Source organism: Fusobacteriaceae bacterium (genome assembly GCA_031272775.1).
Classification (GTDB): Bacteria; Fusobacteriota; Fusobacteriia; order Fusobacteriales; family Fusobacteriaceae; genus JAISST01.
Map to the genome: position 1 here is coordinate 15,978 of JAISTB010000024.1, position 25,694 is coordinate 41,671.

At 54.9% G+C, this 25,694-nt stretch carries 24 protein-coding genes; 4 read left to right on the plus strand and 20 right to left on the minus strand.

Annotated elements, in window-relative coordinates; translation table 11 throughout:
* Positions 1 to 26: 26 nt before the first annotated feature.
* From LBQ97_06030 to LBQ97_06050, 5 genes are read right to left on the minus strand one after another with little or no spacing between them, the layout of a single operon-like run.
* A complete protein-coding gene (locus LBQ97_06030) occupies positions 27 to 542 on the minus strand; it encodes a hypothetical protein (GenBank protein ID MDR1832266.1) in 516 nt (171 codons plus the stop codon).
* Positions 539 to 1,108, minus strand: a complete 570-nt coding sequence (locus LBQ97_06035; GenBank protein MDR1832267.1) for a hypothetical protein — start codon at positions 1,106 to 1,108, stop codon at positions 539 to 541. The genes LBQ97_06030 and LBQ97_06035 overlap by 4 nt, the downstream gene beginning before the upstream one ends.
* A 56-nt stretch (positions 1,109 to 1,164) precedes the next feature.
* A complete protein-coding gene (locus tag LBQ97_06040) occupies positions 1,165 to 1,665 on the minus strand; it encodes a dihydrofolate reductase (GenBank protein ID MDR1832268.1) in 501 nt (166 codons plus the stop codon).
* On the minus strand, positions 1,649 to 2,473 hold the full coding sequence (gene thyA, locus LBQ97_06045; protein MDR1832269.1) for a thymidylate synthase: 825 nt from the start codon (positions 2,471 to 2,473) through the stop codon (positions 1,649 to 1,651). Before thyA ends, LBQ97_06040 begins: the two co-directional genes overlap by 17 nt.
* Positions 2,470 to 2,769 (minus strand): type II toxin-antitoxin system RelB/DinJ family antitoxin, encoded by a 300-nt coding sequence (locus LBQ97_06050; GenBank protein MDR1832270.1) that lies wholly within the window; start codon positions 2,767 to 2,769, stop codon positions 2,470 to 2,472. Before LBQ97_06050 ends, thyA begins: the two co-directional genes overlap by 4 nt.
* Positions 2,770 to 3,060: 291 nt before the next feature.
* On the opposite strand from LBQ97_06050, the gene LBQ97_06055 reads away from it, so the two are divergent.
* From LBQ97_06055 to LBQ97_06065, 3 genes are all read left to right on the plus strand, one after another.
* Positions 3,061 to 4,461, plus strand: coding sequence for a TIGR00366 family protein (locus LBQ97_06055; protein MDR1832271.1), 1,401 nt, complete (start codon positions 3,061 to 3,063; stop codon positions 4,459 to 4,461).
* Positions 4,462 to 4,477: 16 nt separating this feature from the next.
* Positions 4,478 to 5,602 carry a M20 family metallopeptidase gene (locus LBQ97_06060; protein ID MDR1832272.1) on the plus strand — a complete coding sequence of 375 codons (1,125 nt, stop codon included), beginning with the start codon at positions 4,478 to 4,480 and terminating at the stop codon, positions 5,600 to 5,602.
* A 132-nt stretch (positions 5,603 to 5,734) separates the two neighbouring features.
* Positions 5,735 to 6,589, plus strand: coding sequence for a DMT family transporter (locus LBQ97_06065; protein ID MDR1832273.1), 855 nt, complete (start codon positions 5,735 to 5,737; stop codon positions 6,587 to 6,589).
* Positions 6,590 to 6,598: 9 nt separating this feature from the next.
* Here LBQ97_06065 and LBQ97_06070 read toward each other — a convergent pair whose 3' ends face one another.
* Complete coding sequence (locus tag LBQ97_06070) at positions 6,599 to 7,408, minus strand: amidohydrolase family protein (GenBank protein ID MDR1832274.1); 810 nt, start codon at positions 7,406 to 7,408, stop codon at positions 6,599 to 6,601.
* A gap of 391 nt (positions 7,409 to 7,799) precedes the next feature.
* Here LBQ97_06070 and LBQ97_06075 point away from each other — a divergent pair, with 391 nt between their 5' ends.
* The gene (locus LBQ97_06075; protein ID MDR1832275.1) at positions 7,800 to 9,176 is read left to right on the plus strand and encodes an MATE family efflux transporter; all 1,377 of its coding nucleotides are present in this window, start codon (positions 7,800 to 7,802) and stop codon (positions 9,174 to 9,176) included.
* A 2-nt stretch (positions 9,177 to 9,178) separates the two neighbouring features.
* Here LBQ97_06075 and LBQ97_06080 read toward each other — a convergent pair whose 3' ends face one another.
* The 14 genes from LBQ97_06080 to ileS all read right to left on the minus strand — a co-directional run bounded on the left by LBQ97_06080 (position 9,179) and on the right by ileS (position 25,692).
* A complete protein-coding gene (locus LBQ97_06080; GenBank protein ID MDR1832276.1) occupies positions 9,179 to 9,916 on the minus strand; it encodes a class A beta-lactamase-related serine hydrolase in 738 nt (245 codons plus the stop codon).
* Between the two features lie 9 nt (positions 9,917 to 9,925).
* Positions 9,926 to 11,122: an ATP-binding protein gene (locus LBQ97_06085; protein ID MDR1832277.1), complete on the minus strand. Its 1,197-nt coding sequence runs from the start codon at positions 11,120 to 11,122 to the stop codon at positions 9,926 to 9,928.
* A 152-nt stretch (positions 11,123 to 11,274) separates the two neighbouring features.
* Complete coding sequence (locus tag LBQ97_06090; protein ID MDR1832278.1) at positions 11,275 to 12,585, minus strand: hypothetical protein; 1,311 nt, start codon at positions 12,583 to 12,585, stop codon at positions 11,275 to 11,277.
* 36 nt (positions 12,586 to 12,621) lie between these two features.
* Complete coding sequence (locus LBQ97_06095; GenBank protein ID MDR1832279.1) at positions 12,622 to 14,127, minus strand: nucleoside kinase; 1,506 nt, start codon at positions 14,125 to 14,127, stop codon at positions 12,622 to 12,624.
* A 15-nt stretch (positions 14,128 to 14,142) separates the two neighbouring features.
* Positions 14,143 to 14,628, minus strand: coding sequence for a hypothetical protein (locus LBQ97_06100; protein MDR1832280.1), 486 nt, complete (start codon positions 14,626 to 14,628; stop codon positions 14,143 to 14,145).
* Complete coding sequence (locus LBQ97_06105; protein MDR1832281.1) at positions 14,625 to 15,929, minus strand: ClC family H(+)/Cl(-) exchange transporter; 1,305 nt, start codon at positions 15,927 to 15,929, stop codon at positions 14,625 to 14,627. The genes LBQ97_06100 and LBQ97_06105 overlap by 4 nt, the downstream gene beginning before the upstream one ends.
* Before the next feature lie 10 nt (positions 15,930 to 15,939).
* Positions 15,940 to 16,785: a dihydropteroate synthase gene (gene folP / locus LBQ97_06110; protein ID MDR1832282.1), complete on the minus strand. Its 846-nt coding sequence runs from the start codon at positions 16,783 to 16,785 to the stop codon at positions 15,940 to 15,942.
* Between the two features lies 1 nt (position 16,786).
* Complete coding sequence (folK, locus tag LBQ97_06115; GenBank protein MDR1832283.1) at positions 16,787 to 17,629, minus strand: 2-amino-4-hydroxy-6-hydroxymethyldihydropteridine diphosphokinase; 843 nt, start codon at positions 17,627 to 17,629, stop codon at positions 16,787 to 16,789.
* A gap of 9 nt (positions 17,630 to 17,638) precedes the next feature.
* Complete coding sequence (locus LBQ97_06120) at positions 17,639 to 18,184, minus strand: GTP cyclohydrolase I (protein ID MDR1832284.1); 546 nt, start codon at positions 18,182 to 18,184, stop codon at positions 17,639 to 17,641.
* Between the two features lie 50 nt (positions 18,185 to 18,234).
* Positions 18,235 to 19,257, minus strand: coding sequence for a PTS sugar transporter subunit IIC (locus tag LBQ97_06125; GenBank protein MDR1832285.1), 1,023 nt, complete (start codon positions 19,255 to 19,257; stop codon positions 18,235 to 18,237).
* A gap of 134 nt (positions 19,258 to 19,391) precedes the next feature.
* A complete protein-coding gene (glyS, locus tag LBQ97_06130; GenBank protein ID MDR1832286.1) occupies positions 19,392 to 21,464 on the minus strand; it encodes a glycine--tRNA ligase subunit beta in 2,073 nt (690 codons plus the stop codon).
* A complete protein-coding gene (gene glyQ, locus LBQ97_06135; GenBank protein ID MDR1832287.1) occupies positions 21,461 to 22,366 on the minus strand; it encodes a glycine--tRNA ligase subunit alpha in 906 nt (301 codons plus the stop codon). Before glyQ ends, glyS begins: the two co-directional genes overlap by 4 nt.
* Positions 22,367 to 22,395: 29 nt before the next feature.
* On the minus strand, positions 22,396 to 22,863 hold the full coding sequence (lspA, locus tag LBQ97_06140; GenBank protein MDR1832288.1) for a signal peptidase II: 468 nt from the start codon (positions 22,861 to 22,863) through the stop codon (positions 22,396 to 22,398).
* 15 nt (positions 22,864 to 22,878) lie between these two features.
* On the minus strand, positions 22,879 to 25,692 hold the full coding sequence (gene ileS / locus LBQ97_06145; GenBank protein ID MDR1832289.1) for an isoleucine--tRNA ligase: 2,814 nt from the start codon (positions 25,690 to 25,692) through the stop codon (positions 22,879 to 22,881).
* Positions 25,693 to 25,694 lie beyond the last annotated feature (2 nt).

Below are 25,694 nucleotides of genomic sequence, written 5' to 3' on the forward strand. Positions count from 1 at the left end.
CGCACAAAGGCACAAAGACGCAACGATCAGAACAACACAGGCTGTTTCACAAAAGTAACCTCAGTCGGCTTGGGGGTTAGTTTCAGGCAATTCGCAAAAAGACGCTGGAGACTATCATCGTTGTAAACAGAATAAAACTCTCCGTTCAGATACACAACAGAGGATTTGCCCGCCTGCAGCAGGCGAAGAATATTGTTCATGGTTCCCCGGCTTTGGCCGTTCCAAATCATGAACCCATAGTCGGTGGCAGCTGTCATGGCGATATCTTTTTGCGCGAAATATTCCGCGCTTTTGAGATCACGATTCGCCGGAATACCCTCCACCGGCCAGACGCCGATGTTGTTGCGGGTTTTCCCGTTGCAGGCAAAAATCGTGACATTGGGATATCCGACCGACGCGTAAAAAGATTGCACGAGGCTGTCAACACCAGGGGCGTCACCGATCAGCACATCATAATTTTTGGAGCGTATGGATTCAAGCTTTTCCTTGACAGCGTCGTCGAGGAATTTGATTTGTCTTGCGCCGGCAATGAAAATTTTCATTTTGCGCCTCCAGTGTGCGTTATGGTGAGGACAAAAACATTGACAACCAGTGCGTCCCGTTTCAGCGCGCGGGTGCATTCCGTCAGCGTTTTGCCGCTCGAATAGAGATCGTCAATAAGCAGGACATTACATTTGCGTTTGGCGGGTTTCAGCAATCGAATCTGCGGTTGGGCGTTTCGGTCTTTCATTTGGACCGGATTGTCGTTGGCAAGCACTTCCGTGGAATATGGGATATCATAATGAGCTGCAACGGCCTCGGCAATTAAAAACAGGGGCTGAATATCCCGATTTTTTGTCGGCGGAACCGGAAGGAGGATGTCCGCATTGATGTCCGGCAGCCATCGATCCAAAAATGGGGCGGCCAATTGAAGAATTTGAGCGGATGTGTCGAGCCGGCCGTTATACTTCAGCTGATACAGCAACTTTCCGATTTCTGAATATTCGTTCTTGAACTGTTTGTGGCCGAAAGCGTCTTCGCCAAGATATCTGCTTGATTGGATGTGTTTATCCAGCGCGTAGCCTTCCGTCCATTCGCCAATCAATTTTATCGGATGAATTGAAGCCATTTGCCGTACCTCCGGGCGCGCGCTGCGCGCCCCTACGTTTCGTTAATATGATTTTTTTATTTTAAAACCCAGCTTTCCGCGAAAAAATCCTCATGCTCGACGGATTCGGCGAGCTTGTATCCGAAAGCGGCCGGATCGGGGAAATAGAGCGGGCTTTTCGCCGCAGCCACAGGCACGTGGGGCTTCAGGCGGGAAATATACAGATGGTCGAGGACGTAATTTTCCAGAAATAGTATGTAAATGCTGTAGCCGCCGCAAATAAAAACGGATTTTCCGGAGTCCGCGTACTTCGCGAGGATGCCGTCGATATCCATGCCGAAATCCAGGACCTCCACGGTCCTGTTTTTCTTCATCAACTCAAGGGGTACGTACTGCGCTGTCGTGAGCCCGAAAAGGACTACGTTTCCGACGGTTCGGGATTTGTAGTAGCGCAATTCTTCGGCAGAGTGCCAGAGCAGCCCGTTACCTGCGGGGTTGGCGTCTCCGAGGAGGTTGTCTTTGCCGAGGCAGACGATCAGGTTCAATTCCACCGGGGCGGTTTTAAATGGCGATTTCATAAGAAATTTTCTCTCCGTACTGATAATTTTCCACGACGACGTCGTCGGGTTTGAATTCATAGATCGAGGTAAAATTGGCGATCCGGGCGGTGGCGCCGTCGTAAACCGGGCGTTTGACCTGCTCGAGGATCTTCTCCATATGTCTGTCGTAAATGTGCATATTATGGATGTTCCAAATGATCTCCGCCGGTTTCAGCCCGCACTCAAGGGCCACAAGCTTGTGGAGAATCGAATACTGGTACACATTGGCCACGAGCCCCAGGGCCACATCGCAACTCCGCTGCCGGACCTCAAGGTAGAGTTTCCCGTCCACGACGCTCCATTGGGTCAGATGCACACAGGGCGTGAGGGCCATATCCGCCAGGTCCTCCGGGACCCAGATCTCCGTCATGATCCGGCGGCTGGCGGGATTGTGTTTCAATTCCCCCAGCACGTAGTCCAGCTGATTGCGGTACTTGAAGACCGGGCGGCCGATCTCGTAGCCGTAAGCCTTGCCGATGGTCCCGTCGGGGCGCTTCCATTCGTCCCAATACTTGCATTTGAGCGCGTTCAGAGTATTGACGTCGTTGGATTGCAGGATCCAGATCCAGTAAAGTTCCCGGATCGGGTCCTTCGTCGGCGCGAAGCGCGTCGTAATCAGGCAGAGTTCGTCGGTCCCGTTGTCGATCCGGAACTGATAGCCGATAAAGCTCTTGTAGTGGGCCGGACTGCCGTCGGCGTATTTTGTCCGCACCGCGCCTTTACTCCACGTCCCTTCCCGGTCGATGGTTTCGACGATTTTATGATAAACAAGATCGAATGTGCTCATGCTTCCTCCGCGATTTCCTGTTGGATTTCTTCCAGTATCTCAGAGAAAGTATCGTAGCTTTTGGTACTTTCAGGATGCTTCATAATTTCTTCTTCTTCCTTGAATGCCTCCAATGTTGCCTTATTCGGTCTTCGCTTCACGGGAAACGGGATACCATGCTGTTCAATAGATTTTTTCAAAAAAATCGTGTATGCCGTTGTCATGTTCAATCCAATTCCTCGAAATAAATCCTCAGCCTCTTTTTTCAAGTTCCTGTCAATCCGGAATGTTATACTTGTAGAATCCTTATTCTCCATCGATACATCACCTCAACTAATTATAACAAAATTTATGTTCACCGTCAATACATTGCATGAAAATCTTGAAAAGTTTTGCAAAGATGAATTGAAGCGGCGCGCGCAAAACGCAATCCTGTTTTCACACAAATCATATGCTTTTTGTCTCATCGTCCTCTTTTGATACATTCACTCTGCTCAGATAAAGCAATTTTGTCCATTTCTTGACAGAAGCGCCCAAATTCTGTACAATATGGAATAATCGCAACGATGGGCTACTTGATGAAATCATATTTCATAGGAGGGCAAAGTATGGCAGAGTCAAAAGCGGTAAAAAAATTCAAGTTCCCTGATTCTTTCGTTCTGATCGGGATCCTGATCCTCATCACGGCAATCCTCACCTATGTCGTCCCCTCGGGCGTCTACGACATGGTCAAAAACGAAGCCGGCACCAGCGTGGTGGATCCCAATTCCTTTCACTTTGTAGAGCGGACGCCGACGACGATCATCCAACTGTTCAAGGCCTTTTATGTCGGACTCAGCCGGAATTACGCGACCATTTTCCTCGTTATGCTCGTCGGCGGCTATTTCAAGGTCATCAACGAGACCAAGGCCATTTCCAACGGCCTTTCGATCCTCTTCGGAAAAATGAAGGACCGGGCCCTGCTGATCCTGCCCTTCGTGCTGATTTGCTTCCACATTCTGGGGACAACTGGCGTCGTGGTCAACTCCGTCGTGGCCTTTATCCCGCTGGGACTCCTCGTCGCGAGCCAGATGGGTCTTGACCGGATCGCGGCCGTCGGCATTATCTACGCGGCCTGCTACGGCGGCTGGGGAACTTCCTTTATGGGAGCGACCTCCGTGCAACTGGCCCAGTCCATCGCGGGAATCCCCATCTTGTCCGGCGTGGGCCTGCGCCTTGTGGTCACGGCCATTACCGGCGTCGCCACCGTGATCTATGTGATGCGCTACTGCTCCAAAGTAAAAAAAGATCCCGAAGCCAGCTATCTTTACGGTACGGAGTGGGCCGATTTCGGCGCGATGAAACATGTCGACGGCGTGTATACCTTCGGGGTCAAAGAGGCCATTATCCTTGTCCTGACCTTCGGCGGAATCATCATCTATGTAATCGGCACCGTAAAATACGGCTGGGGCAACGACTGGTTCATGGCTATTCTACTCTTTGTGGCCATCGTTTCGGGAAAACTCGTAGGCATGTCTTTGAATGAAATCGCCCAAACTTTCATGAAAGGACTCCGGGAAATGTCCTACGGCGCCATCCTCATCGGCTGGGCCAGCATCATTTCCGTGCTCCTCACTGACGGAAAGATTATTCACACGCTGATCTGGGCGGCCTCGCTGCCTCTCAGAGCCATGCCGGGAACCATCGGCGCCGTCATGATGTTCTTGATCAATTCCGTCTTCAATTTCTTCGTACCCTCGGCCTCGGGGCAGGCGGCTATCGTTATGCCCATTATGGGGCCTTTGGCCGATGTGGTGGGCCTGAGCCGCCAGATTTCAGTACTCGCCTATCAATACGGGGACGGGCTCTCCAATACCATCGTGCCCACCTCAGGCGTCCTCATGGGCGTTCTGGGCGTCGCGGAGATTCCTTTCCAGAAATGGCTCAAATTTATGATTCCCCTGTTTTTGATTTGGACAGTCATCTGTGCCCTTGCCATGGTGGCGTCCGTAATGATCGGCTATCATTGATCGGAGGTGTATACTTATGGCCAATCAGATTTATTCTTACCTGAAATCCCATGAACGGGAAATTTTTGACGATCTCAAGGAACTGGTCCGGGCGGAAGCCACTTCCGCCGACCTTGAGGAACTGAAGACCGTGAGGGCGGTCCTGATCCGCCTGATCCGGGAGCGGACCGGCGTGACGCCGGAAGTTCACCGGACGCCCGGCGGGCATGATCCCCTTTCATTTGCCTGGGGAAAAGGAGAGAAAGACATCCTCCTCGTCGGGCACTTCGATACCGTGATCCCTATCGGCTCCTACGCGCTCCGCGAAGAAGACGGCAAGCTCTACGGGGCGGGGGTCCTCGACATGAAAGCGGGTCTCGTCTCCATCCTCTGGATCGTCAAAGCCTACCGGGATCTGGGCATAGCGCCCGCGAAGAGGCTCAAAGTCCTTATGAACTGCGATGAGGAAATCGGAAGCGCGGATTCCGCGCCCCTCATTATGGAAATGGCCCGGGACAACAGCGCCGCGGCCCTGATTCTCGAGCCCTGCGCCTCAAGCGGGGATCTCAAGACCGGCCGCAAAGGAGGCGGCGGATTTACCGTCAAGACCTACGGGAAGGCCTCCCACGCGGGGCTGGAGCATAAGCTGGGCATAAACGCCATTGAGGAACTGGCCCGGGAAATCCAGTATATCCACTCGCTGACCGATTACGAAAAGGGCAGCACCCTCAGCGCCGATGTCGTCACCGGCGGGACCAAACGCAACGTCGTGGCCGATTTCGCGCAGGCGGACGTCGATTTCCGCTACTCGTCCCCGGCGGAATACGAGCGGATCCGGCAATTGATCGCCGATTACCAGCCGACGGTGGCGGGCGCGACCCGGGAGGTCGTATTCGGCAAATGCGTCCCGCCCATGGAGCAGACGCCGGAAAACTTGAAACTTTTCGCGCTGGCGGAGGAGGCCGGAAAAGAAGTCGGGCTCGCCTTTTCCCATGTCTTTGTGGGCGGCATCAGCGACGGCAACCCCATCGCCCCTTACCTTCCGATATTGGACGGTCTCGGCCCCCACGGCGACGGCGCCCACACGCTGACGGAATTTATCTATATCGATCAGCTGATCCCCCGGATCGCCATGGTCGGAAACTTGATCCTCAAGATCTGACGTCCCGGGATAACTCAAAAACTCAGAAAAAATATCCGGAACCCATTGAAAAAAAGCCGGTTCTATGATACAATGGCTTATTCGGTCGCCCGCGGGCATCCCGGGCGGCCATTCTCAACGGGGGTTTTGAAATTGACAGACAGAAAAAGGGGCTTTATGCTCCTCATCATTGCGTCGGTCCTGTGGTCCACAGGGGGTATGCTGCTGAAACTCGTCACCTGGAACGGCTTCGCGGTGGGGGGCTTCCGCTCCCTGGTCTCGGCGGTTTTCATCTCGTTCTTCGCCAAGGGGATCAACCTGAAATTTACCAAATGGCGCGTGATCGGCATGATCGCCTACGCTTCCACGGTCATCCTCTTCGCGGTGGCGAACAAAATGACGACGGCCGCCAACGCCATTATGCTCCAGTACACGGCCCCGGTCTACGCGGCCATATTCGGCGCGAAAATTCTCGGCGAGAAGCTCCGGAAGCGGGATATTCTCTCGATTGTCGTGGTCCTCTCGGGCATGGTTCTCTTCGCGGCGGAAGGCTTGCAGGGCGGGCATTTGTTCGGGGATGCGCTGGCCATTCTCTCAGGCGTCACCTTCGCCATGGTGGCCGTGGCCCTCAAGGTCGAAAAAGACGTCGATCCCGTCCAGAATATCTTCTGGGGGAACGTGCTGGCCTTCGCGATCTCCGCGCCCTTTATGCGCAATATATCGCTGACCTTTTACAACATTTCCGGTGTAATCCTGCTGGGCGTCTTTCAACTGGGCGCGGCCTATGTGCTCTACGCCAAAGGCATGCGCTATGTGACGGCCCTCGAAGGGTCCATTATCCCCATGTTTGAGCCCATATTGAACCCCGTCTGGGTCTTTCTCACGATCGGGGAGACGCCGGGGCGCCTGGCCGTCCTCGGCGGCGCCGTCATCATCTTCGGCATCTTTATGCGGGAAATTATTGATTTCACGCAAAAACGGATCATAAAAAAAATCCCCTCGTCCTGAGGGGGTTTTTTACATCGTATAGATTCTCTTGGCGTTTTCGTAAAATACCGCGTTCCAATATTTTTCCGGTACGATATATTTCACAAAGTCAATATACGCGCCCATATTCGTCAAAGGCCAGTCGGTCCCGTACATGAGCTTGTCGTAGCGGTTGAGGATCGCGAGCCATTTTTTGACTTCCTCCACAAAATAATAATCGGTCTTCACATACTCTCCGATCTCAAAATTTCCCTCGATCAAGCCCGAGAGATCGCCGTACACATTCTCGTTTTTCTCGAGGACCGCTTCCATTTCCGCGAGAAAAGGATAGCCCACATGGCACATGACAAAGCGGGTGTCCTGGAATTGCGCCGCGGTCTCGTCCACCACCAGCGGGTGGGAATACTTGAGGACGCCCTTGTCGTTGGCCGTAAGCCCCGTGTGGATCGCGACGGCCTTGCCGTAACGGGCGACCAGCTCGTAAATCCCGTGGTAATGCTTCTCGTAGATATATTCGTGGGTATAACCGGGGTAGAGCTTGACGCCGACGCAGGTCTTCCGCTTGAGATTTTCCTCGATGTTTCCCAAAATGCGCGGATCAGTCAGTTCCGCCGCCGTCATGTGGTTGACGCCCACGGCGTAATAAAAAATATCGGGGTAATGATTCGCCTCGGGATCTGTCCCGTAATTCCCCATAACCACGGCCCGTTCGATGTTGTACTGCCGGAAAACAGCCCGCAAATGCGCCTCGCTGTTCTCATGCCCCGCCTGTTTCGCCAACTCCGTGAAATGACCCTCGGGGTCCACCCGGAAATGAATATGGCTGTCGATGATTTTCATTTTTTCGTTTTCCTCCCGCCCGTATTGTATTTTGCGCTATAGCATATCATACCGCATCGAGATGTATTTTGCAAGCCTTTTTTTCCGAAGGCTCGCGGACGCCCGATCCGCAAAAAAGAAAACCGGACCGCTACAGATGGCTGTATGTCCAGGTCGGTTTTCTTTTACGCTAACTTTAAAATATTTAGGAAAGAATATTGCACACCGATATCATAGCATAAGAAGCGGCGGATGTCAACAAAAATATTTTGATTTTTAAACTTTTCTAAATAAAAATTACGCTGTGAGTCAGAAATAGGGAGTTGAAACGCTTTCGTCAAAAAAAGTCCTTTTCATTTTGAGCATTTTCCTGTATAATAGTGTATCGGAATCTATCCGAAAGGGGGAAAACATGCCAGTACAATCAGCAACGGCGACGATTTCGACGCCGCCGGAAAACAAATTGGGTACCATGAAAATCAGCCGTCTGATCCTCAGTATGTCCATCCCGATCATGATCTCCATGCTCGTGCAGGCCATGTACAACATCGTGGACAGCATCTATGTGGCGCGCTACGATGTGGACGCCCTGACGGCGCTCTCCATGGCCTTTCCGGTGCAAAACCTCATGATCGCCGTGGGGGTCGGCGCCTCCATCGGGACAAACGCCTGCCTTTCCCAGGCTCTCGGCGCGAAAAAATTCGTCCGGGTCAACCGGGTCGCCATGCAAGCCATCCTGCTGGCCCTCCTGGGTTCCCTGGTCTTCATCTGCGTAGGGCTTGCGGGCATCGGACCCTTTATGCGATCTCAAACCACTATCGGGCCCATTATCCGGCACGGCAGCGATTACCTTTTCGTCGTTACGGTCTTTTCTCAGGGGCTGTTCATGCAGATCATGATGGAAAAATTGCTCCAGTCCACCGGAAAAAGCATATATTTTATGATTACGCAACTGACCGGGGCCGTCATCAACATTATCCTGGACCCGATCATGATCTTCGGCTATCTGGGCTGCCCGGCCATGGGGGTCACGGGAGCCGCCGCCGCTACGGTAATCGGCCAGTATTGCGCGTCTTTGCTGGGTCTGTGGTTCAACCTGCGGGTCAATACGGAAATCGAGTTCCGCCTCGCGAATTTGCGGCCCGACTGGCGGATACTGGGGAAAATTCTCTCGATCGGGATCCCCTCCATGCTCATGACGTCCATCCTGTCCTTTACGACGGTCTTTCTCAACAGGATCCTGATCTCCTTCACCAAATACGCCGTGGCCGTATTCGGAGCGTATTTCAAGCTCCAGAGTTTCGTTTTTATGCCGATTTTCGGCTTGAATAACGGGATCATTCCGATTGTGGCCTACAATTACGGGGCCAGGCGCAAGGACAGAATCAAAGAAGCCATCTTCAAGGCGGCGCTCTACGCCACGATCATCATGCTCGCGGGGCTCGCGGTCTTTCATCTTTTCCCGCGGGAATTGCTGGGGCTCTTCAACGCCAACGACGAAATGATCGCAATCGGGGTGCCGGCGCTGCGGATTTTGAGTCTCTGCTTTATTTTCGCGGGTTTTTGTATCATCTCCATGTCGGTCTTTACGGCGCTGGGAAAGGCCATGTACAGCCTGATCACGACCCTTGTGCGGCAGGTGTTCTTCCTGATCCCGGCGGCCTGGTTGCTGTCGCTTTTGGGGAATCTGGATTTGATCTGGTTTTCCTTTACGATCGCGGAAGTGGCGTCTGTTTTGGCGATCTTATATTTTCACGTGCGGGTGCATCGGATGCTCGAGAAAATTTGAGGTTACCCGCGCCGATAATGCGCAAATACAAGCTTCCCGATCTCGCTGTTGATCCGGACGCCGTCTTCCTTGCTTTGCAGTTCCTTCGTAAAGACGAGGACGTCCACCCAACCGTCCGGGAAAAACATCCTGCCCGCGTCGTGCTCAATGCCGTCCAAATCGCCTGTTTTGTGGGCGAAGGGAATCGCGCCGTTGAAAAAGAGGGGGAGCTTGTTGTTGCAGGCCTGGGCTTTCAGGATCGCCAGTTTGTCGGAGTCTCCGCAGAGGATATCCAACACTGTCGCCGTGTCTTTTGGCGTCGTAAAATTCTCAATCCCCCTGTCCCTCGCGGCGTAGTCGAACATTTTGCGTCCGAGGACGGTCCCTGTGGCCCCGATCTCCCGGATATAGCGGTTGACGGCCTCGAGGCCGGTAAAATCGATCAGCATGTTGGTCGCCGTGTTGTCGCTCAGGGCAATCATGAAGAAAGCCAGATCCCGGGCGGAGAACGCAAGCCCTTCGCCAAGATATTGCAAAATCCCGAAGCCGCCGACTTTGTCGGCGCTTTTCAGCACAAGTTTTTCGGAAAAATCCGCTTTTTTGAGCGCGCCTAAAATGTAGAGCTTGATGATGCTCGCGGCCGGAAACACAAGGTTTTCGTTGACCCGCATGCGGATTCCGCCCGCGTCTCTCAGCATAAAGCCTTTGACGCCGCTGTATTTTTCCAGGATTTCCTGTATTTTTCCCTTCAGACGGTCCATGCGCTTCTCCTATGACGGGGGTAAACCCTCCGTCAGCCATTTTGCCAAATGGATATGCCGGAACCCGTTGTAACTCATATCCACTTCATCAAGAGACAAGACGATCCGGGGCCATCCCGAGTCAAGCCCTTTGAACGCGCCGAATTCCCTTTCCCGCGTTTCCGGAGAAGCCAGCAGATAGCAAACTTGCACGTACAGCCGCTCTTCCCCTTTACCGGCCACAAAATCAATCTCCTGTCGCCCGTTTTTCCCGACCGCAACCTGATAGCCGCGCCGCAGAAGTTCCAGGTACACGATGTTTTCCAACACAAAGGCGATATCGTCCCGGTTCCGGCCATAGAGGGCCTGCCGCAGTCCGTGATCGGCCACATAGTATTTGCCTTGCAGCTTCAGGACATCTTTCCCGCGCAGGTCTTCCTCTTTGACATGATAAAATAAGAAAGCGTTCTCACAGGCTTTGATATAGTTGAGAATCGTGTCGGTACTGACCGGGCGATGTTCATTCTTGAAATATTTCGAAAGACTTGTGGCGGAAAATTCCCTGCCGATACTGCCCATAACATAGGCCACAATCCGTTGCAGCAGATCCACGTCCCTGATCTTGTTACGCCTCACGACGTCCTTCAAAATGATGGAGTTGTAAATGTCCCGCAGATAGATCCCGTATGAGGGCCCGGACAGCGGGAGATTATCGAGAAAAGGAAACCCGCCCCAGGTGAGGTATTGCTCAAAGGTATGCTCGGGAGAAAGCTGCAGAAATTCCGCGTAGGAAAAGGGATAGATCACAAATTCCACATACCGCCCGCCAAGAAAACTCGAAAGCTCTCCGGAAAGCAGCTTCGCGTTGGATCCCGTAATATAGATGTCCGCGTCGTACGTGACGCGCAGCGAGCGGATGGCCTTCTCCCATTCGGCCACATCCTGAATTTCATCAAAAAACAGACGCCATTTCTCTTTGCTGTCGCCGATGACGCCGTCCACATAGGCATGCAGCGCCTGATAAGTCAAAAGAGGCGCATTTTTGAATTCTTCAAAATTCAAAAATATCGTGTGCGCCTCATCGTTGATTTCTTCCCGGATCAGATCGAGCATTACGGATTTGCCGCAACGCCGGATACCGGTAATGACTTTGACGAGATCGGTCCCCATGAAGGGCCTGATCTTCGCCAGATATTGCTCGCGTTTAATTCTATGCGTCGTCTCCATAAGAATATTATATCTTATTTATGGGCGACAGTAAAGTTTTTTTTGATTTTTATCGATTACAATCGATAAATTTATATTTTTTTCCGTTTTATCGACTATAATCGATAAAACTGAATTTTTTCAATTTTATCGATCATGGTCGACGGATGTCATCACTGCAAGTATTGCGCCAGCTTCCCCATAATCAGCAGGAAGTTGTCGGGATTCCATTCCCCCTGCCCCTTGACGGCGCCGTTCTCGTCAAATTCCGCATACGTGCCGGAAACCCCCAGCGCCTTCAGCGCGGCGGGCGGGTTCTGGGCGTTGATGGCCGGCAGATTGATCCGCGCAATATCGGGAATGACTGCCGTCAACTCAACTCGGGGCTTTCCGTCGGACGTGAGCCGCCGCAAAAGGGCCCCCAGCTTCCCCTTTTCCAACGTAAGCGTGACTTCAAACCGTATGCCCTGCTGGGTCATGTCGATGTAATAGCTCAGCTTGCCGATTTTGGCGGCTTCTTTCAGCATCACGGCGACCGTGGCAAGCTTGTCGGGGCTCCCCGCGACGGCCATGATTTCATTCACATCGACGTCCATGACGTCTGAAATATGGGCCTTCAACACAAAGGGTCCGCCGTCTCCGGTGATCACGTTCAGGTCGAGGTCAAAGCCCCTGAGGTTCCCGTGGGCATCCATCCGCATGCTTCCGCTGCCCTGAAAGTTCTTCATGTCCATCTCAAAATCGACGTTTTCCAGTTTCGCCCACTCCTGCGCGATGGCGTTGAAATCCACCATCCGGAGCCGCAGCAACATCTGCTCGGGTTCTTTGACTTTATTGGCGTCCGACAGTGGCTCGTAGAGCTTGACGAGTTTTTCGACGTCGAGCTTGCGGAAATCTCCGGTCCGGAACCTGTACTCAATGTCTCCCGTGTCGGCGTCCGGTACGACGCCCTTGCCTTTCCCCTCGAGGAAGCCCTCCTTGTAGGTCAGGTCAAAATTGACGAGCTCCCGGTTCGTGTCGCCGGGCAGATTCTCGACGTAGTGCACGATCATTTCGCCGCTTTGGGCGTATTCGGAAAGGAGCGTCCAGGGGTTGATCGTCGCGTCGGTCAGTGACATAAGCGCTTGCTGCGCGCTTTTGTCGCCCCCGCTCTGAATGATCTTGAACGTGACCGTACCTCTATTCCCGCCGTCGGGATGATAGGTCCTGACATCGCCCGTGAGTTCCTGTCCCACGCATTTACCCGAAAAATACGGATTGCCATCCTCGTACCAGGCCTCGAAACTCTCGATGAGCCCGTCTTTTACCCGGATATCCTGTTGTTTTTTGCCGTCGGGGAACGTTTCCTTGACGGTCCCCGTAAAGGGCGTCGTTTCTCCTTTGTAATAGAGCAGGCGGTCCTTCGGTTCCAGTTCCCCTTCCCTGACTTCGCGTCCGAACGCCAGCGCCGCCAACATCAAGCATACGCATAAGATTTTTTTCATCCCTTACCTCCTCGAAATCGTCATTTACCGCATGGATCAGCTGTATTTTCCGTAATTGGCCTCAATAAAGGCGCTCCCGCCCACGAATTCCCGCAGCAGCGAGTCGTCGGGCACAAGGTTGGCGCTCACGTCAAGGAAGCAGTTGAGGATGCTCAAGAGACGCTTGGCCAGCTGATAGGAGCGCGTCCCCACCTTGATCTTGATCAATTCTTTGATCGCGTAGCTTTTCAATACCGCCAGTTCATAGACGAGGCAGGAATTGAAGATGACGTCGGCCTCTTCCTGAAAGGGGAAAATGTGCTTTTGCTCGCCCAGACGCACGGCGTGCCACATGGAGAGCGTCTCCTCCACATGGATATCGCGGGAAAAACTGTCCCGGGTCAATCTGCGAATCAGTCTCACGTCGCTGGTGGAGATCCGGTTGTGGTCGTCGATATTGAGCTGGGCCAGACAACTGACATAAATTTTGTATTTATTGTGCTTGGGAATCGCCGCGCTCATGCGCTCATTGAGACCGTGGATGCCTTCGATGATGATGACGCCCCGCTCCGGCAGGCGCAAGGTCCGGCCCTCGGGTTCCCGGGCCCCGGTTTTAAAGCTGTATCTGGGCACAAGGGCTTCCCGCCCGGCGATGAGATCGCTCAAATTCTCATTGAGGAGCTTCAGATCCAGCGCGTCGATGGTCTCGTAGTCGTTGTTGCCGTTTTCGTCCAAGGGTACTTTCTCACGGCCGAGATAGTAGTCGTCGAGGGAAATGAGAATGGGATTGACGCCGTTTGCCCGCAAGTGCACATAGAGGCGCTTGGAAAACGTCGTCTTGCCCGAGGATGAGGGCCCCGCGATCGTGACGAGCTTGACCTCGGGATTTTCCGAGATGGCTTCGGCAATCTTGGCGAGGTTCTTGTGATGCAGGGCCTCATTGACCCGGATCACTTCCTCAATGCCGCCGTTCTGGATTTTTTCGTTCAGATAGCCGATGGTCGTGACGCCGAGGATCTTTTCCCATTCCCCGGTCTCCTGAAAGACTTTGGCCATCTTGGGGTTGTCGATCCGCGGCAGCAGTTTCCCCTCCTCCGCAATCGGATAGCGCAGGATAAAGCCGCCGTTGTAGCGCTCAAGGTCAAAGACCGGCACGTCTCCGGTGTAATTATAGGGCTTGACCGAAGTATAGAGATAATCGTAATAGCCGTTGACTTCGTAGAGCCCGATGGAGATCAGTCCGCTGTTGTCCAGAAGCTTCCGGACGTCCTCCCTCGCCAGGGAACCCGATTCGAGCTTCAATTTTTCGCAGTCGTCGGTGACGAGCCTGATCGGATAATTTTTATCGACGATCTCCCGCATTTTTTTCTTGATCCGCTCGTAATCCTCAACCGTGCAGCCGCCTTCCCTGGCCAAAGTCCCGTAGACGCCGTTATTGAGCGAATGGTCGAGATAGACCTTCGCCCCCGGATGGACCCGGGCTTCTGGAAAAAGCTCCGCCACGGCCTTCAGCAGGACCAGTTTCAATGTCTGTTCATACTTTCGATAATCAAATACCGCCATAATTCCCCCCTTGCGTTATGAAGCCGCGGCGCCCGCCCGGTAGCGCCACGAGAGCAAAGCCGCCAAGAGCACCATGGCAACCCCGCTCACCAACACGCAGGCGACGGCGTAAACAAGCTTCCGTTTTCCCGAGATATCGTCCCGCAGATACATGTTCCGCAGGTACACAAATGAGATCAACTCAATCAATAATTTCAACGACAGGACCAGGGGATACTTGAAAAAAATCAGGGCCTCCGTCAGCGCAAACGTATAGGTCAGCGGCGGAATATTCCTGAAAAGCGGGAATTTTTCACCGTCAAGCTTCACCGTGGGCGGCCCGAAGATCACGTCCGTATACTTCAAAAACCGCTGCTTCCCCTTGTCGTCAATAACCGGAAAGCCCATGCCCCGGGCGAGCTTTACGGGAATATCGTTCTGCAGGCATTGCACCCGCAGATACCCGATCGAGAATTTGACTTTTTTCCGGACAAAATCCGGATGGTTGAACTGCGTAATCATGATGTCGCTCCTCCTTTTGCCGCGTGTTTTCTGTCCTTGCCCATGCGTTCGTACAAAATGTCATAGACCGGCGCCAGGCGCAGCTGTTCCGTCACGTAATAGGAAATGGCCGCCACAAGGGCAAGCGCCAGCAAATGATCGAAGGTCCCGGTCATTTCCAGAATCAAAACCGTCCCCGTCAGCGGCGCGCGGACGACAGCCACGAAAAAGGCCGCCATGCCCAGTACGATAAAATGGGGGATGTGCTCGGGTCCCAGGCCCAAAAAGCGGATCAGGACAATGGCGTAAATTTTTCCGAGGATTGCCCCCAAAACCAGCATGGGGAGAAAGATGCCTCCCGCAAAGCCCGTGGAATAGGACATGGCCGTAAACAAAAATTTCACCGCAAACAGGAACACGAGAAAAATCAGCGACTCCCGGGTCCCCTCAAGGGATTCCACGAGGGCGTGCCCTCCGCCCGCCACTTCCGGCAGCGCCAGACACAGCAGGAAGGACGTCGTCATCACGATGGAAATCTTGACTCTTCTTGTCAAATTGATGTAGCGGAATCCGTCCTGAAAGCGCGTCAGCGTCCGGGTGAACAATTTGCCGAACCAGGCCGCGATCACCGCGAAGACGATCATGATCCCGAAATGGAAAAAGGGATTGATGGCCGTCGGATAGCGGGCCGTGATGTTGAAGGCCGTCTGCATCCCGAAAAAGCGCCTGCCTATAAAATCGGCGGCCACGGCCCCGATAAACGTCGAAATCAAAAGTTTCGGCGTAATGACCCGGTGCAATTCCTCGAGGGAAAACATCACCCCCGCCAAAGGCGCGCCGAAGGCCCCGGCAAGTCCGGCGCCGGCTCCGCAGGTGACGAGATGGCGCTCTTCGGTCTCATCCTGCCCGAAGAGCTTCGTGACGCCGTAGCCCACATAGGAGCCCAGTTGCACCGAAGGGCCCTCCCGGCCCAGGGACAGGCCGCAGCCGATTCCCAGGATTCCCGTGACGAATTTGAAGAACAATTCCCGTTTCCAGCGGGCATAGGAGATCGTGCGCAAAAGGACCCCCTTGACCTGGGGGATGCCGCTCCCCGAGATCTTCGGGAAGGCCAGCCCGATAAGCCCCAGTAGCTGCCCCACGGCGATAAAGACCGCTAAGATCAAGAGCATCATCAAGGGATTCCTGAGGCCGTAAGCCTCAAAAAAGCGCTCCCGTAGGCGGTTCACGCCGTTCAGGCCCCAGCGGTACAGGGAGGCCGTCAATCCCGTGAGCGCTCCGGTCAGGAGGCTCAGCAGGAATAAATTTCTCGCTTTTCGCAAATTTTTTCGGTCATCGTTTTCGTTCATTCTGTATACCAGTCCTTCTGTAAATGTGATCGGCAAGGTCGACTGCCACTTTGTTTCCTTTAATATCATGAACTCGCAGAATATCGACGCCCAAGGAGACAGCGGCTACCGAAAGGGCCGCCGTGGCCCCGTCCCTTTCCCGGGGCGGAACGTCGCCTGTAAGGGTCGTCAAAAAGCGCTTGCGGGACGCGCCCGCCAAGAGCGGACCCCAGTCCCGGAACGCCCCCAAATTGCGGAGGATTTCCCAATTTTGCGCAGCGTCTTTACCGAAGCCGATCCCGGGGTCAAAAATCAGCCTGTCCCGGGGGATGCCGGCCGCGTCGGCGATATTTACTGATTTCCGGAAAAAGGCGTGGATCCCTTCGATCAAGCCCTCGGGATAGACATTTTCCCGCCGGTTGTGCATGATCACCAGGCCCGCCCCGTAATGAGCGACGACTCGCGCCATTTCCCCCTTGTCGTATTGCAAGCCCCAGATGTCGTTTACGAGATGAGCCCCCGCCGCCAGAGCCGCTTCGGCGACCGGGTATTTATAGGTATCGACGGAAACGACGGCCTCCGTCTCCCGGACCAGGGCCTCAATCAACGGGATGATCCGCGCGATTTCTTCCCCGGGGCTGATCGGGAGGTAACCGGGCCGGGTCGATTCCCCGCCGACGTCGATGATGTCGGCCCCTTCGGCGAGCATTTGCTTCGCCCGGGCAAGGGCCTCGCCGACGTTCCCGCAGCTGCCGCCGTCGGAAAAGGAATCGGGCGTCAGATTGAGTATCCCCATGAGAAGCGTTTTCTCCCCCAATTCCAGCGATTTTCCCCGCATGCGCATGATCATATCAATTCCCCTTGTCTTCCCGGGTCCGGTCAAGGGCCCGTTTCATGGCGGCCACGGTCAGCCCTGTCAGCGGGTGGATGACATTGGGCGCGATTTCCGCCAGGGGCGTCAGCACAAAATCCCGTTCCGCCAGCCAGGGATGGGGGATCGCCAGATCTTCGTCGGCCATGATCTCCTCCCCGTAGAGCAGAATATCGATATCGATGGGCCGCGGTCCCCAGTGGATCTCATGGGCACGGTCCCGGCCCAGTTCCCTTTCGATGGCCTGGGTCTCCTTTAAAAATTCCCGGGGCGTCAAAAGCGTCGTCATTTTCACGGCGCAGTTGAAAAAATCCGCTTGGTCGGCATAGCCGAAGGGTTTCGTCTCATAAAAGCCGCTGACGGCCGCGACTTCGCTGTGGGGAATCTCCCGCAGACGCTCAAGGGCCAGCGTCAGTTGTTTCTTTCTGTCGCCGAGGTTGGCCCCCAGCGAAAGATACAGGTCGTAACGCTTGCGGGTTATCGTCGCGGACACATATTCAAAGTGCATTTTCAAAGGCGCCCAGGGCTTTTTGATCGTAATCCGGACCGCCTTGATCTGCCGGTATTTTTCGAGCAGGAACGCGGCGATGCTTTCGGCGCAGGTTTCGAGCAGATCAAAACTCTTTTCGGTAAAGTTTTTTTCCACGTCCCGGGCGATCTGCCCGTAATGGATCGTATGCTCCAGTTTCCCGCTGATCCCTGCCTTGCGCAGGTCACAGGACATTTCGACCGTCACGAGAAACTTCTGTCCCAACTTTTTTTCTTCCTGATAAACGCCGTGATAGGCGATAAATTCCAGATTGGCAATCGTGATTTTGTCCATGGCGCCTCCCTATCCCAAAAGCGGCAACAGGCCGGAGGCTTCGCCCCGGGTCGCCAGCGTAACGATGGAACTGCCGTTTTTCTTTGTCCCGATCATGGACATGCACAGATGACGGGCCTCGATCCTAACGGCGATTCCCGCAGGACAAAGGGCCGAATTCAGCGCGTCGGCAATCTCCGCAGTCAGTCGTTCCTGAATCTGCGGACGGCGCGACAGCACTTCGGTCACGCGGATGATCGCGCCGAAACCGGCGATCAGTTCCCCCGGCGCATAGGCGATCGTGATCGCTCCGAAAAAGGGCAGGAAATGGTGCTCGCACATGGAGGCGAAGGCAATGTCCCGCAAAACCACGGGATCGGCGCCGACGGCCCGGTATTTGTTTTTGAGCTCGGCCAGGGGATCCCGACCGATGCCGGCAAAGATTTCCCGCCAGCTCCCGGCGATTTTTCCGGGGGTATCCGAAAGGGCCGCGCGCCTTTCGGGATGCTTTTCCAAAATGTCGAGTATTTCAGTCAATTTTTCTGAAATCGCGGTAATATCTGCGTTAGTTAGCATTTCGTTCCCTTCGGGAAGCGTTTCCCTCATGATTTGCTCCTCTGACTTTTCTACAGATCCAGTTTCAGGTCCCCCTGCTTGATCCAGCCCTTTTTCCGCATGATTTCCGCGAAGAAGAGCGTAATCAGGGCCGGCAGGAGAAAATGCAGCGTCAGAACGCCCGTATAGAGCGAAATACCGCCGCGGCCCAGTTCCGTCATCCGCGTGATCGTGCAAAACTGTCCCACGAGGCCCGAAGTGCCCATGCCGGCCCCGATCGGGACGTTTTCATAGCGGTAGAGCAGGGTGGCCACGGGGCCCAGCACGGCCGAGGCCAGCGTCGGCGGTATCCAGATTTTCCAATTTTTGGCGATGTTTCCGATTTGCAGCATACTGGTGCCCAGGCCTTGAGCCACGAGACCGCCCCAGCGGTTTTCCCGGAAGGACATGACCGCGAAGCCGATCATCTGGGCGCTGCATCCGACGGTGGCCGCTCCGGCGGCGATGCCCGAAAGGCCGATCGTCATACAAAGGGCCGCCGAACTGATCGGCAGCGTGAGGACGATCCCCACCGTGGCCGAAACGACGATCCCCATCAGGAAGGGATGAAGCTCCGTGGCGTACATGACGAAGGCGCCCAGGCCCGTCATGAGCTTCGACAGGGCCGGTCCCGCCAGCGTCGCCACGAAGACCCCCGTAAGGATAGTCGCGGCGGGCGTGACGATGATATCGATCTTCGTCTCTTTGGAGACGAGTTTTCCGAATTCCGCGCCCACCACCGCGCCGATATAGGCGCCGATGGGGCCGCCCAGCTTCATACCGAGGCCACCGGTGATCGTCGAGGCGAAAAGCGCCATATGGGGGGCTTTTAATCCATAGGCGACGGCGACGCCGATGGCGGGACCCGTCATGGAGGCGGCCCATTCCCAGACGACGCCGGTCAGAAATTTGATCCCCAGCCTGCCGCCGATGGTATTGAGGATAGTGCCGATCAAAAGCGTCGAGAACAGGCCCAGGGCCATAAAACTTGACGCGTCCACAAGATAGGTTTTCAAAGACAGACTGATGTTTTTGCGTTTCAAAAATTCGCGCATGCGTACCTCCCGAAAAATAAAAGTGAGCGCGGTCGAAACCGCAGTCGGGGAACTTTTCCCCCAGATGAACTATGCTTTACCCAGATTTTATTTTTCAAGATACCCGCTTTTCAAGTGTACAATTTTTATGTTTGTTATTTTTCTTCGATTAAATTGAGATCCGCTACCTTGCTAAAAATATCGGCAAGGGTTTTGACCTGGGACAGCCGGTTGTTGCGGATCGTCTCGTCTTCGGCGTTGACCATGACCTGCTCAAAGTAGGCGTTGACGACGTCCTTTCCGGTCAAAAGGCTCGCGAAGTAGGCGGCGTAATCGCCTTTGGCCAGGTTTTGCGCCGTTTGCTCCCGCAGATTCTCCGTGAATGCGTACAGATCCATCTCGATATCCTTTTCAAACCAGGCCGGATTGACCTTGGCGGGATTCCCGAAATCCCTGGAAATATTCCCGACCCGTTTGAGAATCGGCAGAAAAGCGCCGAAATCGGGGCTTTTCACAAAGGAATCCAGCGTTTCGACCTTTTCCAGCTCCCGCACGAGATCGTCGCAGGTAACGGTCAAAACAGCCGAAATGACGTCCTTGCCATAGCGCAATTCCGAGAAGATGTTGACGGCCCGCTGGGCGAAAAACTCGAGGACTTCCGCCAGCACTTCGTCGCTCTCCCGTTTGAGGACGCCCGTTTCCGCCAGGACCTTGAGCGCAAAAGCGCAGAGTTCCCGCAGAGACAAGCGCATTTTGGCGTTCAGGATGATGTTGACGATGCCCAAAGCCGCCCGGCGCAGCGCGAAGGGATCCTTGGATCCGCTGGGAATGACCCCGACGCCGAAGCAGCCCGCGAGGGTGTCCAGCCTGTCCACCAGACCCGTGACGGCGCCCTCGACTCCCTCGGGCAGTCTGTCGCCCGTAAAGCGCGGATAATAATGCTCTTCGATTCCGGTCGCGACCTTGTCGCCCTCGCCGGATTTCCGGGCGTAATCGGCCCCCATAAAGCCCTGCAACTTCGTGAATTCCTTCTCGCCGATCATATCGGACACGAGATCCGCCTTGGCGAGGTAAATGGTCCGCAGAATGTCTTTGGACGAAACCTCAAGGCCCAATTTTTCGATTACATAGCGTCCGGTCTTTTCCATCCGGACAATCTTGTCCCAGATCGTGCCGAGGTCCTTCTGAAAGACCACGGTTTTCAATTTTTCGACATTGTCGGAAAGGGGGCGCTTCAGGTCTTCCGTATAGAAAAACCGCGCGTCGGCCAGCCGCGCCGACAGCACTTTTTCGTTGCCCTTGCGGACTTCCGCCGAGTCTCCGACGCCGTTGCGGATCACGATAAATTTCGGCAGCAGCTTGCCCTTCTCGTCTAAAATCGGGAAATAGCGCTGGTGGACCTCCATGGAAATGATCAAAACCTCCTGGGGCACTTCCAAAAAGTCCGAATTGAAGCTTCCTACGATGGCGTAAGGCGCCTCCACGAGGTTGGTGACTTCTTCCAGAAGATCATCCTCGATAACGACCTGTTCCTTCTTGACGCAGGCCCCCTTGACCATCTCCCGGATCATGCGCTTGCGTTCGTCGATATCGATGATCACGTGGTTTTCCCGGATCTTTTTGAAGTAGTCGTCAATGTCGGCGGCCTCAAAGGCCCGGCCGAAAAAGCGGTGACCTCGCGATTTATTGTCGCTTTCAATGCCCTCGATGGAAAATTTGACCACCTCGTTGTCCAGTAAGGCCAAAAACCACTGGATGGGCCGGGCGAAGCGGATTTTCTTGTCGGCCCAGCGCATGGACTTCGGAAAAGTCAGGCTCAGCACAAGATTTTTCAAAATCTCCGGCAGGAGTTCCCGGACCGGCTTTCCCTTGACGAACTTCCGCGCGCCTATGTATTCGCCCTTGGGCGTCGTGATGATCTCGATCTCCGAGACTTTCAACCCCTGGGATTTGACGAAGCCCAGGCCCGCCTTGGAAATGGCGCCGTTGGAATCGTAGGCGATATGCCTGGCCGGGCCCAGATTGACCGTATCGAGATCGCTCTGCAGCTCCGCGAGACCCGTCACTTCCAGCACGAGCCGTCTCGGCGTCCCGTAAGTCCTGGCCTCCTCAAAGGCGATCCGCTCCGCCTTCAGCGTATCGCTCAATTTCGTTTTCATTTCTTTCAACGCGTCCCGCAAAAAGCGCGCGGGGATTTCTTCCATGCCGAGTTCAAACAACAGCCTCATTTGGACGCCTCCTTACCGGATACCGCCGCTTCCGTTTTTTTCAGCAGCGGATAGCCCAGATCTTTCCGGTTTTTCACATAGACCTCGGCGCAACCCCGGGCCAGATTTCTGACCCGCAGAATGTAGGCCATGCGTTCAGTCGTGGAAATGACGCCCCGGGAATCGAGGATATTGAAGACGTGGGAGCACTTGAGCACATAGTCGTAAGCCGGCAGCACCAAGCCCGCGTCGAGGGCCCTTTTGGCCTCCCCCTCGAACTGGTCGAACCACTGGAAATGCAGGTCCGTATCGGCCACCTCGAAGGCGTACTTCGAGTTTTCATATTCGTACTGGAAGCGCATGTCGCCGTACTTGATGCCGGGCGCCCATTCGAGGTCGAAGATGCTCTCTTTGTTCTGGATGTACAGCGCGATCCGCTCGAGACCGTAGGTGATCTCCACGGGAATGGGGTCGAGCTCAAGGCCGCCCACTTGCTGGAAATACGTGAACTGCGTGACTTCCATGCCGTCGAGCCACACTTCCCAGCCGAGGCCCCAGGCTCCCAGGGTCGGAGATTCCCAGTCGTCTTCCACAAAACGGATATCGTGCTTTTCGGGCTCGATCCCCAGATTGCGCAGACTGTCGATGTAGAGATCCTGAATGTCCAGAGGCGAGGGCTTCATGATCACCTGAAACTGGTGATGCTGATAGACCCGGTTGGGATTTTCCCCGTAACGCCCGTCCTTGGGCCGCCGTGAAGGCTCCACATAGGCGACGTTCCAGGGTTCAGGCCCCAGAGACATCAGGAAGGTGTTGGGATTGAAGGTCCCCGCGCCGGTCTCGATGTCGTAGGGATAGCCCGATACGCACCCTTTGGAACTCCAGTAGGTTGAAAGCGCAAAAATCAAATCTTGAAACGTCATTTTCCCTCCAAAAATAGATAATCCCTTTTTTATGATGACTTTTTTCGTTTTTTCCGACAGGCGTCCAGCAAAAAATCAATGATGATGAAGGCGACGCCGAGGTTGATCCAGATGTCCGCCACATTGAAGACATAGACCCAGATCCCGCGGAAATCAATCATGTCGACGACGTAGCCCCGGATGAGCCTGTCCGTCAGGTTCCCGAGGGCCCCCGCCGTGATCAGAATGAAGCCGCCCCGTTCCCAAAAGCTCTGGGCTTTGCGGTTCTTGATCAAGTGCAGGACCATGAGCGCAATGGCCGCGGCCGTAATCACCGTGACCAGGACAGCCTTTCCCTGCATGAGTCCAAAGGCCACGCCCCGGTTTCGGACGCTGGTGATGTGGAAAAACCCTGCGATCAGCGGGATGGTCCGTCCCTCGGGCATCAGTTTGTCCACAAAAAACTTTACGCCCTGGTCGGCGGCCGCCAGAAGCAGAATCAGAATAAACGCTGTCATGGCGCGTCCTTTTTCCTACCGTTTGCCCTGCAAAACGGCCGCGCAGCGCGGGCAGAGCGCCGGCCAGGCGGGATCTTGCCCGATTTCGTCGGAATATTTCCAGCAGCGGGGGCATTTGCCGCCCGTGGCGTGAATGACCTTCGTGTAAATCTCCTTGGCGTCCTCACCTTGTACGAAATCGCCGTCTTTGGCCGCGGAAAGCTCCAGCTGGGAAACGATCAGGACCGTCGTCAGCAGATCCCGGTTTTCCGCGAGGAAGGCCGCCAGGTCTTTATCTTCCGTGTACAGGAAAACCTTGGCGTCAAGGGAGTTGCCGATGATGCGGTTCTCGCCCTGTCGCGCCTTTTCGAGGCATTTGTTGACTTCTTTCCGGATCCGGATGATCTTGTCCCATTTGGCTTCGAGGGCTTTGTCGAAATTGCCCGCCTCGGCCTTGTACCAGTCGGTCAGATGCACCGATTCCTTTTCTTTGGCCGATTCGGGCAGCATGCCCCAGATCTCCTCGGCCGTAAAAGCCAAAACCGGCGCGATCATCTTCGTCAGCGCGACAAGGATCTTCGTCATGGCCGTCTGGGCCGAACGCCGCAGTTTGCTGTCCTTGCCCTCCGTATAAAGCCTGTCCTTGATGATGTCGAGGTAGAAGGCCGACATATCCACGCCCGCGAAGTAGTGAATGGCCTGGAAGAGATTGTAAAATTCGTATTTGTCGTAGTTTTCGGTCACATAGGCCTTGAGGGCCTCGAGCTTGTGCAGCGCCCAGCGGTCGATTTCTTCCAATTCCCCGTAGGGCACGGCGTTGGCGACCGCGTCAAAATCGCCGATGTTGCCCAGGATATAGCGGGCCGTATTGCGGATCCGGCGATAGGATTCCACGACGTTTTTCAAGATGTTGTCGGACACCCGGATATCTTCCCGGTAGTCGGCGGAAGCGGTCCAAAGGCGCAAAATATCGGCTCCGTATACTTTGATGACCTCATAGGGATCCACGGCGTTGCCCAGGGACTTGGAAAACTTGATGCCCTTTTCGTCGACGACGAAGCCGTGAGTCAGGATGCTCCGGAAGGGCGAAGCGCCCCGGGAGGCCACGGAGTTGATGAAGGACGTCTGGAACCAGCCCCTATGCTGGTCGGAACCCTCAAGATACATATCGGCGGGCCAGCGCTGGTCCGTCCAGCGGGAATTTTCCAGAACCGCCGCGTGGGACGAGCCCGAATCGAACCAGACGTCAAGGATATTGGCGTCTTTCCGCAATTTCTTTCCTTTGAGGCCGTACTTGACGAGGTTTTCCTCGCCGATCAGCTCTTCGGCCGTATGAGTCCACCAGGCGTTTGTCCCTTCCACGCGGACAATGTCCGCCACGTGCGTCAGGATATCCCGGTTGTAGATCTCGGCGCCGGTCTCGTCGTCATAGAAGACGGGAATCGGCACGCCCCAGATCCGCTGCCGGGAAATACACCAGTCGGGTCTCGTTTCGAGCATGGATCCGATGCGGTTCCTGCCCCAGGCCGGAATAAACGTCACGCTGTCCAGCGTGTCGAGGAGCTTTTCCCGCAGCCCCGAGCCCTCCACCTGGATAAACCATTGTTCCGTGGCCCGGAAGACCACGGGTTTCTTGGAGCGCCAGTCGTGGGGGTAGGAGTGGGTGATTTCCTTGACTTTGAGGATATGGCCCGTTTCCGTCAGGTATTTGATGATCTCGCGGTTGGCGTCGTCGTAATAGAGCCCCGCGAATCTGCCCGCTTCTTCGGTCAGACAGCCGTAGTTGTCCATGGGGGAAATGACCGGGAGACCGTAGCGCAGACAGGCCACATAGTCTTCCTGCCCGTGTCCCGGCGCGGCGTGCACGGCGCCGGTGCCGTCCTCGGCCGTAACGAAGGTCCCCAGAATCATGAGCCCGGTCCGGTCGAGATACGTATGCTTGAACGTCGTATTTTCGAGGAGGGTCCCCGGAAATTCCTTGATCAGCTCGTAATCTTTGACGTCGATTTCCGCGAAAGCCCGCTGAGCCAGATCCTTGGCGAGAATCAGATTTCCCTTCGGCGTCTTGTACAGGCCGTAAATGAAATCCGGATGCAGAGCGATGGCCTCATTGGCGGGAAGGGTCCAGGGCGTCGTCGTCCAGATCAATACCCAGGCCTGTCCGTCAAAGCCCAGTTTGTCGGTCAGATCCTTGTTGGCCTCCATGCGCACGTAAATCGAGGGCGAAGTCACGTCGTAATATTCGATTTCCGCCTCGGCCAGGGCCGTTTCGGTGGCCGTAGACCAGTAGACGGGTTTCAGCCCCCGGAAAATATAGCCTTTCTCATAAATATCGCCGAAGACTTCCAGTTCCTTGGCCTCAAAGCGCGGATCCAGCGTCAGGTAGGGATCGGCCCAGTTGCCGAAAACGCCGAGGCGGATAAAACCCTCCTTCTGGATATCGATAAATTTGTACGCGTAATCCCGGCAGGCGGAGCGGATCTCGGCCTTCGTCATTTCCTTGGCCTTGTCGCCCAGCATTTCCAGAACTCTGAACTCGATGGGCATGCCGTGGGTATCCCAGCCCGGGATATAGGGCGTGTGAAAGCCGCTGAAGCGCTTGTAGCGGACGATGATGTCCTTCAGGACCTTGTTCAGGGCCGTGCCCAGATGCAGATACCCGTTGGCGTAGGGCGGCCCGTCGTGAAGGATGAATTTCTCCTTTCCTTCGTTTTGCGCGACCCCCCGCTCGTAAATCTTGTTTTCGTCCCAGTATTCCAGTATTTTGACTTCCTTGACCGGAAGGTTGGCCTTCATCTGAAAGGGTGTTTTCGGTAGATTTAACGTACTGCCGTATTCTTTTTCTTCCATGG

Coding starts and splice junctions, on each gene's coding strand:
- LBQ97_06125 (MDR1832285.1), bottom strand. CDS start 19,257: ATGCGCGAATTTTTGAAACGCAAAAACATCAGTCTGTCTTTGAAAACC.
- LBQ97_06095 (MDR1832279.1), bottom strand. CDS start 14,127: ATGGCGGTATTTGATTATCGAAAGTATGAACAGACATTGAAACTGGTC.
- LBQ97_06040 (MDR1832268.1), bottom strand. CDS start 1,665: ATGAAATCGCCATTTAAAACCGCCCCGGTGGAATTGAACCTGATCGTC.
- LBQ97_06055 (MDR1832271.1), top strand. CDS start 3,061: ATGGCAGAGTCAAAAGCGGTAAAAAAATTCAAGTTCCCTGATTCTTTC.
- thyA (MDR1832269.1), bottom strand. CDS start 2,473: ATGAGCACATTCGATCTTGTTTATCATAAAATCGTCGAAACCATCGAC.
- lspA (MDR1832288.1), bottom strand. CDS start 22,863: ATGACAGCGTTTATTCTGATTCTGCTTCTGGCGGCCGCCGACCAGGGC.
- ileS (MDR1832289.1), bottom strand. CDS start 25,692: ATGGAAGAAAAAGAATACGGCAGTACGTTAAATCTACCGAAAACACCC.
- LBQ97_06070 (MDR1832274.1), bottom strand. CDS start 7,408: ATGAAAATCATCGACAGCCATATTCATTTCCGGGTGGACCCCGAGGGT.
- LBQ97_06030 (MDR1832266.1), bottom strand. CDS start 542: ATGAAAATTTTCATTGCCGGCGCAAGACAAATCAAATTCCTCGACGAC.
- glyQ (MDR1832287.1), bottom strand. CDS start 22,366: ATGACGTTTCAAGATTTGATTTTTGCGCTTTCAACCTACTGGAGTTCC.
- LBQ97_06050 (MDR1832270.1), bottom strand. CDS start 2,769: ATGGAGAATAAGGATTCTACAAGTATAACATTCCGGATTGACAGGAAC.
- folK (MDR1832283.1), bottom strand. CDS start 17,629: ATGGACAAAATCACGATTGCCAATCTGGAATTTATCGCCTATCACGGC.
- LBQ97_06035 (MDR1832267.1), bottom strand. CDS start 1,108: ATGGCTTCAATTCATCCGATAAAATTGATTGGCGAATGGACGGAAGGC.
- LBQ97_06080 (MDR1832276.1), bottom strand. CDS start 9,916: ATGGACCGTCTGAAGGGAAAAATACAGGAAATCCTGGAAAAATACAGC.
- folP (MDR1832282.1), bottom strand. CDS start 16,785: ATGATCATGCGCATGCGGGGAAAATCGCTGGAATTGGGGGAGAAAACG.
- LBQ97_06060 (MDR1832272.1), top strand. CDS start 4,478: ATGGCCAATCAGATTTATTCTTACCTGAAATCCCATGAACGGGAAATT.
- glyS (MDR1832286.1), bottom strand. CDS start 21,464: ATGAGGCTGTTGTTTGAACTCGGCATGGAAGAAATCCCCGCGCGCTTT.
- LBQ97_06100 (MDR1832280.1), bottom strand. CDS start 14,628: ATGATTACGCAGTTCAACCATCCGGATTTTGTCCGGAAAAAAGTCAAA.
- LBQ97_06075 (MDR1832275.1), top strand. CDS start 7,800: ATGCCAGTACAATCAGCAACGGCGACGATTTCGACGCCGCCGGAAAAC.
- LBQ97_06085 (MDR1832277.1), bottom strand. CDS start 11,122: ATGGAGACGACGCATAGAATTAAACGCGAGCAATATCTGGCGAAGATC.
- LBQ97_06120 (MDR1832284.1), bottom strand. CDS start 18,184: ATGCTAACTAACGCAGATATTACCGCGATTTCAGAAAAATTGACTGAA.
- LBQ97_06090 (MDR1832278.1), bottom strand. CDS start 12,585: ATGAAAAAAATCTTATGCGTATGCTTGATGTTGGCGGCGCTGGCGTTC.